The sequence below is a fragment of the Amycolatopsis palatopharyngis genome (assembly GCF_003385185.1).
Lineage (GTDB): Bacteria > Actinomycetota > Actinomycetes > Mycobacteriales > Pseudonocardiaceae > Amycolatopsis > Amycolatopsis palatopharyngis.
In genome coordinates this window covers 1-8462 of record NZ_PQHZ01000097.1, presented here as the reverse complement: position 1 = coordinate 8462, position 8462 = coordinate 1, and the positions used below count along the sequence as shown (strand labels likewise).

Annotated in this window: 7 protein-coding genes; 3 read left to right on the top strand and 4 right to left on the bottom strand. The window is 69.4% G+C overall.

The window, feature by feature from the left end:
* Nucleotides 1-567: 567 nt before the first annotated feature.
* Nucleotides 568-801 (bottom strand): hypothetical protein, encoded by a 234-nt coding sequence (locus D0C15_RS33305; protein ID WP_116052023.1) that lies wholly within the window; start codon nt 799-801, stop codon nt 568-570.
* Nucleotides 802-902: 101 nt separating this feature from the next.
* Between D0C15_RS33305 and D0C15_RS33300 the strand changes: the two genes are divergently transcribed.
* Nucleotides 903-1079, top strand: coding sequence for a putative quinol monooxygenase (locus tag D0C15_RS33300; protein ID WP_211323416.1), 177 nt, complete (start codon nt 903-905; stop codon nt 1077-1079).
* An 82-nt stretch (nt 1080-1161) separates the two neighbouring features.
* Here D0C15_RS33300 and D0C15_RS33295 read toward each other — a convergent pair whose 3' ends face one another.
* Nucleotides 1162-2961, bottom strand: coding sequence for a D-alanyl-D-alanine carboxypeptidase family protein (locus tag D0C15_RS33295; RefSeq protein WP_116052022.1), 1800 nt, complete (start codon nt 2959-2961; stop codon nt 1162-1164).
* 448 nt (nt 2962-3409) lie between these two features.
* On the bottom strand, nt 3410-4873 hold the full coding sequence (locus D0C15_RS33290; protein ID WP_116052021.1) for an NYN domain-containing protein: 1464 nt from the start codon (nt 4871-4873) through the stop codon (nt 3410-3412).
* Between the two features lie 95 nt (nt 4874-4968).
* On the opposite strand from D0C15_RS33290, the gene D0C15_RS33285 reads away from it, so the two are divergent.
* Both D0C15_RS33285 and D0C15_RS33280 read left to right on the top strand, forming a co-directional pair.
* Entirely contained in the window at nt 4969-6693 is a 1725-nt protein-coding gene (locus D0C15_RS33285; protein WP_116052020.1) for a DEDD exonuclease domain-containing protein, read from the top strand.
* Between the two features lie 109 nt (nt 6694-6802).
* Nucleotides 6803-7087 carry an Lrp/AsnC family transcriptional regulator gene (locus D0C15_RS33280; protein ID WP_116052019.1) on the top strand — a complete coding sequence of 95 codons (285 nt, stop codon included), beginning with the start codon at nt 6803-6805 and terminating at the stop codon, nt 7085-7087.
* A 101-nt stretch (nt 7088-7188) separates the two neighbouring features.
* On the opposite strand, the gene qcrB is transcribed toward D0C15_RS33280, so the two are convergent.
* Nucleotides 7189-8462 (bottom strand): cytochrome bc1 complex cytochrome b subunit (gene qcrB, locus D0C15_RS33275; protein WP_162830385.1); only part of this gene is annotated, 1274 nt, incomplete at its 5' end.

The window sequence follows — 8462 nt, the reverse complement described above, 5'->3', positions numbered from 1 at the left end:
ACGTGCGGTCGCATCCAGTCAAACGCGTGGTGTCAGGTGCCCTGGCGGCTACGGCCGTAATTACGGCCGTAGCCGCCAGGGCACCTGACACCACGCGTTTGACTGGATGCGACCGCACGTCGCGTGTGTCTCCTTCGCTCTCGGCCACCTACCGCGAATCGCGCCGGACGAGGTCGGGGGCCCTCGTCTCGGCCTGTCGCCCGGACGGACACAACACCCGGTGCGACCACGACCCGCCGACTCCGGGCAAACCGATACCGCATCTGGGCGGTACATCAACCTGGAGTACGTAGCGGGGCGGCACAGCTCCCCGACAAAGCTGTTTCGGTGGCAACCTCGCGTCGCCGCCTTCTATGACGGCTGCCTGGCGCGAGATCTCGGCCAGGTTACGAAAGAGAAGGCCCCACGTCCACCAGGCGGAGGGCAAAATCCGGCCTCAAGATCGTCTAACACCATTGGACCAGCGGTTAGTCGCGGGGTGTGAGCGAGGTAACAGTGCTGGTCAACAACTGGGCCGACCGTTCGCCTGATCGGATGGACCGCTCGGCGCAAAGCATGCGCAGAGTGTCAACCGGCGCGGCGAACAGGCCGACGAGGGGCCTCCGGCTCGCTCACTGCGGCGGGCACCAGTCGCAACCTGGGCAGCACTCCCCCCTCCACGAGCGCGTCCACCGCCCGCTGTTCCTCGTCGTCCCACTCCACCTCGGGTGGTGCGCCCAGCAGCACACTGATCACACAGTCGGCGCAGGCGTTTCCCCTGACCTCGCACCGATCACAGTCGACGATCATGGTGTCGTCCATCGTGGCTCCTCGAGTTCTCCGGTTCGGTCACCTCTGGCGTTGGTCTCGATCTCCACGGTAGGAATGACCACCGACAGTTTCCGCACAGACAGGAGTGCTCCGTGCTTATCGTCGCGGGATCGCTGTATGTCAATCCGACCGAACGCGACGACTATGTGACCGGTTGCCGCGACGTGGTCGAGCAGGCCAGGAACGCGCCGGGATGTCTCGATTTCACCATTACCGCCGATCCGATCGAACCGGGCCGGGTCAACGTCTCCTCGGTCGAGGACGCCTGAACGGGAACATCACGGCGGCGAACCCCGGCCGGTTCGGCTCCGAGATCAGCCGCCACCCCGAGATCGGGCTGCCGCCCACGCCCTAGCCGGTGAACTCCCAGTGCCACGGCTCCTCGCGGCCGCCGCCCGCCCTGGCCCAGCCGGGGTGCACCCAGCCGAACGCCTGTGCGTTCGCGGCCATCCACGCGTGCTCCGGCCTGGCGAAGGACTCCACGCCGCCGCACATGTCCAGTGCCAGGCCCCACCCGTGGTTGCTCGTTCCCGGCACGGCGGCCAGCGACGGCTTGCGCCGGTACAGATCCACCTGCCCGTCGAACGTGCGGTAGGAGTCGGTGACGCACAACGGCCTGCCGAACGCCCCTGCGAACGCTTGGGACATGGCCTGGAACGCCTGGGCCGCGTCACAACGCAGGACGTGCGATCCGATGCCGATCGGACACAGGGCTGCGGTCGGGATGAGTCCGTTCGGATAACCGCCCCACGCCCCGACTGCCTGGCCCGCGCTCGCGCCGCCGCCGGAACGGGGCGGCAACTGCACGCCGCCGCAACGCCAGTTCAGCTCCCCCTCAGCCCGCTGGGGAGCCGGTCGTGCCGGCCGGGAGCCCAACGCGGGCCGGGCGAAGCCGAGCAGGCTCTCGCCGACTGGCATGTCCGCGACCACGACGCCGGCCAGCCGTGCGTCGGCGGCGAGCATCGTCTGCTTGTCGAGGACGATGCCGACCGACTGCACGCCGTACTTCTCCGGGCCGACGAACACGAGATCACCCGGCTGGGCGTCGGCGGCGGCGACGGGCGCGGCGCGGGAGAACTGTTCCTTCGCCGACTCGGGAACATCGAGACCTGCCCCGGTGAAGACGGAACGCACGAGTCCGTCACAGGAGTACGCGGCAGGCCCCTGCCCACCCCTGCCCGGTACGAACGGTCTGCCCAGCGCCTCCACCGCAGTGTTTACGGCCTCGATCGTCTCCTTCGGCAGTACCAGCAAACGCGTGCCGTCCACAGTCTTCTGCGCTGCCCCGGCCTGTGGTGCACCGTTCTTTCCCGGCAGCGCGTCCAGCCCCGCGGGCAGCGAGCCCGGGTCACGCAGTGCGGCCGCGGGCGGCGGAGTGATTCCCGCCTCGGCGAGCCTGTCGGTGTAGGCCTTCCAGTTCCCGGCGGTCTCCGAATTCCGTTTCCGCTGGGCGCGTTGCTGGGCCACGACAGCGGCGTTGGCTGCGTCGATCGGTGCCCGCAGCTCGGAGGAGATGGCATCGGCCCGGTTCGCGGCGTCGCCCTGCCGCCGCTCCAACTCGGCGGCGCGCTGGGCAGCGGTGCGCTCGACACCGGTCGCCGCCTGCTCGGCCGCCACCGCGGCCCGGTGTCGCCGCAACGCCTGTCCCAGCCGGTCGTCCTGGTCGCGCCGCAACTGCTCGATCATCGTGCTGCCGTCGAGCAGGTCCTTGGGGCTGGCCGCGGTGAGCAGCAGCCGAACCTCCTCCGGCCTGCCCATCGCGGTGAACACCGACCTGGAGAACTTGTCGACCTCCTGCTGCTGAGCGGCGACCGCCGCCTCGGCCTCCGCACGTTCGGCCTTCGCGCGCTGCAGACCGGCCGTGGCGGAGTTCACCTCGTCCTGCGCGGCCCGGACCCGGCCGGCCAGATCCCCGAGCTCCGCCTGCACCTCCGACGCCGTTCGTTGCAGGTCAGCCACAGCGGGATCGGCGAACGCCTCGCCGGGCCGCGGGTCGGGTACTCCCGCACCCGGCGCGACACCGGCCTCGACCCTCGGGTTCCCCGGGTCGGCGGGCGGCCGGTCCTGGGCGACCACCGTGCCCGCCGTTGGAGCGAGCAGCAGCCCACCCACCAGCGCCAACGCCGTCAGCACGGCAGGGCCGGTCCGCATCGCACCTCCAGGAGAGTTCAGCCGCACGGGACCGCGCGCTGTTGTCCTACCGTGAATAACGCCGCACCCACCCGATCGGTCACGCCACTCGATCGAGTAGGTGCATTGCGGTTGCGTCTCGCCGTCCCCCCGCCCTGTTCGCGTGGCGCGGGATGTCCCCAATGTGGCATTGGGGACGTTGAAGTTCCCTAATGCCACATTGGGGAACTTCCCCAACCCCCCAACAGCGGCGGCGATGGGTAACTTCTCGCCGCGGACAACGGCGCCAGTGGCCGTTTGTTCCGCTCCTCGCCGACCTTGAGCCGCTCCAACCACAGCCGTGCAGGGGCGACTACACCTGCCCGTACGCGAGGGGTTTGCTCTGCCCGAACTGCTCGTCGTAGGCCCGCTTCAGATCGCAACCGTTGCGCGAGCCGGGTTCGGGAGGGCGTACTCGGGCAGGGAGGGATTACACGCGGCCGAGCCGCGCAAGCAGCACGGCAGAGGCGACCGGGTACGCGCCGTGTTCCCGGACCGAATCCACGACCGCCCGGTCGGACGTCGCCACAACGACAGGGCGACCGGAGGGCTCCGCGGCGACGAGCGACCTGATGACGTCGTCGGCGAGCACACCGGGATCGGAGAACAGCACACGGACGCCCCGTGGAGCTGTCGCGGGCACCGAAACGACCCCCGCTCCGTCGAACACGACGGTCACCTCGGCGCCGGTACGCGCTGTCAGTGCCGCGAGCTGGTGGATCAGCCGCTCGCGTTGATCGGCGAGCACCAGCTCCGCGTAGCCGGTCTTGGTGACGTTGTAGCCGTCGACGATCAGATGGACGCTCGGCAGCGCGAGCAGCCGGTCGAGAGTGACCGGATCCTGCACGCGGCCCGGGGATCCGGGCCCCGCGCTCGCGCCACGGACCGTATCGGCGGGGCGAAGTCCCCTGCCACCGAGCGAGAGCTCCCTGCGGAGGCCACCGACGGCGCCTTCGATCGTGTCCACCAGCAGCGCGAGACGTACCTCGTCGGCCTCCCGCGCCTCTCGCGCGGACTGCCTGGCCACCTCGGCGTCCGCGACCGCCCGCTCGGCCCGGGCTCGCTCCGTCGCGGCTCGCTGGCGCTCTCGCTCCAGCTGAGCGACCATGTCCCCCACCTCGGCGTCCCGCTGCTGCCCTGCCTGCTCCGCCTCACCCCGAGCGGCCTCCGCCGCGTCCTTGGCCTTGCGCAGGACGACACCTTGCTCCCGCAACCTGCCGCGCAGCCGGTCGATCTCGGCCTCGCGCTCACCCCGTGCCTGCTCGGTCGCGGCATGCGCCCGGTCCAGCTCGTCCCGGAGTCGTTCCACCTCGGCCGTCAGCCGTTGCGCCCGCGCCATCGCGGCGTCACGCTCGGCCCGCAAGGTGGTCTCCTCGGCATTCTTCGCCACGAGCCGCACCCGGGATTCGGCACTGGACTCACCGAGCAGTACCGCCGCCGCGGCGGCGGCCACGGTGTCCTCCGCGTTGGGATCGAGTGCGTCCTGACGATGCTCGCGCAACCACTCCAGGACAGCCGTGCGGAACCGGGGATTGTCCCCGAGCGAGGTCAGCAGCGGTACCGCGCCCAGTTTCGCCCGCTTGGCAGGCGCGAACCGCGCCACCGGCCGAAGCTGGCGGGGAACGTCGACCGGGGGAAGTTTGCCCAGTGCCGATGCGGCTAGTTCGGCGATGCGGTCGCGCACCGCATCCGGCAGTGCGAGCCAGTCGGCGGAGGAGTTCCTTGACTGGTCCTGCCTGTCCTGCTCACTCGCCGCAGCCGGGTCATGCGGGTCGTCCTGGTCGTCCTGGTCGTCCTGGGAATCGTGCTCGTGTGCCGCCGGAATGGGCGCAGCGGCCGGCGGCGGCCCGAAGGTGATGTCCTCGGGCCGTTCCGGGTTCACCGACGGCAGCATCCATCCAGGGTAGTCCCCGGGTAGTCGATGCCGCGCACTGTGACGCCGCGGCGCTGATCCTGGATTGTCGGTGGCCGTGCATAAGGTTCGCGATCATGGATGTGGGACGCCGGCTCGACCAGGGGCAGCTGACGTTCGACGAGTTGGGAACCCCGCTTCGGGACACCACCTTCGTCGTATTCGATCTGGAGACCACCGGTACCAGCCCGGGAGCGGACGGCGTGACCGAAATCGGCGCGATCAAGGTTCGCGGCGGCGAGGTGCTCGGCGAGTTCGCGACGCTGGTGGATCCCGGCAGGCCGATACCGCCGCAGATCGTCGAGCTGACCGGCATCACCCAGGCCATGATCTACGACGCTCCTGCGATGGACCGGGTACTGCCCGCGTTCCTGGAGTTCGCCTCGGGAGCCGTGCTGGTCGCGCACAACGCGGGTTTCGACACCGGGTTCATGCGTGCCGCGTGCCAGGCGCACGGCTACCCGTGGCCCCGGCCCGCGGTCGTCTGCACGGTCCGGCTGGCGCGCAGAGTGATCTCGCGCCAGGACACCCCGAGCTACCGGCTGTCCGCACTGGCGGCCTTATTCGGCTCGGGCACCGTTCCCAACCACCGCGCCCTCGAGGACGCACGGGCCACGGTGGACGTGCTGCACGCCCTGCTGGAGCGGGTCGGCTCGCTGGGCGTGCACTCGCTCGAGGAACTGCTCGACTACCTGCCGGAGGTCACGCCTGCTCAGCGCCGCAAGCGCGGTCTCGCGGCACACCTGCCAAGCACACCCGGCGTCTACCTGTTCCGCGGTCCCAAAGAGGAGGTGCTCTACGTCGGAACAGCCAAGAACCTGCAGCGACGGGTCCGGCAGTACTTCACCGGATCGGAGAGCCGTGGCCGGATCAGGGAGATGGTCGCACTGGCGGTCCGCGTCGACGGGATCGAGTGTGCCCACGCGCTGGAGGCGCAGATCCGGGAACTGCGGCTGCTCGCGGCACATCGGCCGGCGTACAACCGCCGTTCGAAAAACCCCCGCAAAGCCTGGTGGATCGCGCTGACCGAGGAGGCATTCCCCCGGCTGTCCGTCGTGCGCACGCCGCGGGATTCCGCGCTGGGGCCGTTCCACACGCAGGCGGCAGCCAAAGCCGCGGCGGACACGCTGGCAGACGCGGCGAGACTGCGCACGTGCACCGATCGCATTCCCTCGCAGGGCGCCTCGGCCACTCCGTGTGTACTCGCCGACCTCGGCCGGTGCGCCGCCCCCTGCGCCGGACGGCAGAGCGTGGCCGAATACACGCCCGCGGTCGTGTCGGTCGGTGAGCTCTTCGCGGGCCACGACAGCGCCCCGTTGCGGTTGGCGCTGACGCATCTCGACGATCTGGCCGCGGGCGAACACTTCGAGCAGGCCGCCCGGCGGCGCGACGAGCTGGCGGCGTTGGTCCGAGCCGTGGCCAGGGCACACCGGCTCTCCGCGCTCGCCCGGATCGCCGAGCTGGTCGCGGCCGCACCGGATGGCCATGGTGGCTGGGAGTTCGCGGTGATCAGGTACGGCAGGCTGGCCTCCGCAGGAGTGGCGCGCCGGGGCGTGCCCCCGATGCCCGTGGTGGAAGCACTGGTCGCCGCCGCCGAAACCGTGCTACCGGGAGTGGGCCCGCTCTACGGTGCGGGTCCGGAGGAAACGGGTCTGCTGCTGCGCTGGCTCACCCGTCCTGGTGTCCGCCTGGTCCGCACCTCGCAGCCGTGGGCCGAGCCGGCACGTGGTGCGGCCAACTGGCAGGGCTGGCTCGAGCGTGTGTCGGTGGCGACCAGTCTGGAACACCCTGTTGGGGTGTAGTTATCGACGTTGTTGATCTTGCTTGGTGGTACTTGCAGGCACCCCATCCACGGCTGCGGGATACGATCTGCCTTGTCTAGTAGTCCACGCAGTGCTAGGAGGCACACCGTTGATCACCGCGATCGTGATGATCCACGCCGAGGCGGACCGAATCCCCGAGACCGCGCAGGCGATCGCGGACATCGATGGCGTGTCCGAGGTGTACTCCTGTGCGGGTGATGTCGATCTGGTGGCCATCGTCCGCGTCGCAGCGCACGAGGACCTCGCCGACCTGATCCCGGCGAAGATCGGCAAGGTGACCGGCGTGGTGGACACCGACACCCACATCGCGTTCCGCTCGTACTCCCGCGCGGACACCGAGACGGCCTTCGACATCGGCGCCGACGGCGACTGAGCCCCGGTCTCGCATTTTCCCGGGAAAGTGCGAGGCCGGGGACACAAGAAGAGGGGCCGCACTCCTACTGGAGTGCGGCCCCTCTTGTGTCGTGCTGCCGGTCAGGCCTCGGGGTTGCTGCGCCCCGTGGTGACCTCGTCCGGCACGTCCCGCCCGGGCTGGTCGCCGCCATGCCCGTTGGCGTGTCCGTTCTCCTGCGCTGCCTCGAGCGCCCTGGTCTCCTCGATCGGGTCCGGGGACCACAGACCGCCCGCGATCGGCTTGCCCGCCGACCCGAGCTTGTTCATCTTCTTCGGCACCGGCGCACCCTGGTACTCCAGCGGCAGCGGGTGGCCGTGGTCGTCCACCGGGCCGAGCGGCTGGTGGATCTCGATGAACTCACCGTGCGGCAGGCGCTTGATGATGCCGGTCTCCACCCCGTGTTCCAGGACCTCGTGGTCGGCCCGCTGCAGGCCGATACAGATCCGGTACGTGATGAAGTACGCCAGCGGCGGCACCAGCAGGGCACCGATACGGCCTGCCCACGTCGTCGCGTTCAGCGAGATATCGAAGGCGAACGCGATGATGTCGTTGAAGCCGGACAGTTCGATGACCATGAAGAAGCTGATGGCCATGATGCCGATACTCGTCCGGACCGGTGCGTCCCGCGGCCGCTGCAGCAGGTTGTGATGTGCCGTGTCCTTGGAAAGCTTGCGTTCGATCCACGGATACGCCAGCAACAAGCCCAGCAGGATCGGCATACCGAGGGCACCGATGAAGAACACCGGTGGAATCGTGTAGTTGCCCAGGTACAGCTCCCAGGCGGGCCAGATCCGGAGCATGCCGTCCGCCCAGGCCATATACCAGTCCGGCTGGGACCCCGCGGACACCTGCGACGGGTTGTACGGCCCGAGATTCCACACCGCGTTGATCTGGAAAATGCCCGACATGAGCGCGGTGAACCCGGTGACGAGCGCGAAGAACGCACCGCCCTTGAGCGCGAAGACCGGCATGATCCGCACGCCGACGACATTGGTCTCCTTGCGGCGCACTCCCGGGAACTGGGTGTGCTTCTGGTACCACACCAGTCCAAGGTGGACCGCTAGCAGCGCGATCATGATGCCCGGGAGCAACAGGATATGGAGCGTGTAGAGCCGCGGGATGATCTCCGTGCCAGGGAACTCACCGCCGAACAGCGCCCAGTGGATCCAAGTTCCCATCACCGGCACCGAGAGCACGATGCCCGACAGGGTCGCGCGGATACCGGTACCGGAGAGCAGGTCGTCCGGCAGCGAGTAGCCGAAGAAGCCCTCGAACATGCCCAGGATCAGCAGCAGGGCCCCGATGACCCAGTTCGCCTCACGCGGGCGGCGGAACGCTCCGGTGAAGAAGATCC

Bases quoted from the DNA above. Each gene is read 5' to 3' on its own strand.
- D0C15_RS33290 (WP_116052021.1), bottom strand. From the start codon at position 4,873: ATGCTGCCGTCGGTGAACCCGGAACGGCCCGAGGACATCACCTTCGGG.
- D0C15_RS33305 (WP_116052023.1), bottom strand. From the start codon at position 801: ATGGACGACACCATGATCGTCGACTGTGATCGGTGCGAGGTCAGGGGA.
- D0C15_RS33285 (WP_116052020.1), top strand. From the start codon at position 4,969: ATGGATGTGGGACGCCGGCTCGACCAGGGGCAGCTGACGTTCGACGAG.
- D0C15_RS33295 (WP_116052022.1), bottom strand. From the start codon at position 2,961: ATGCGGACCGGCCCTGCCGTGCTGACGGCGTTGGCGCTGGTGGGTGGG.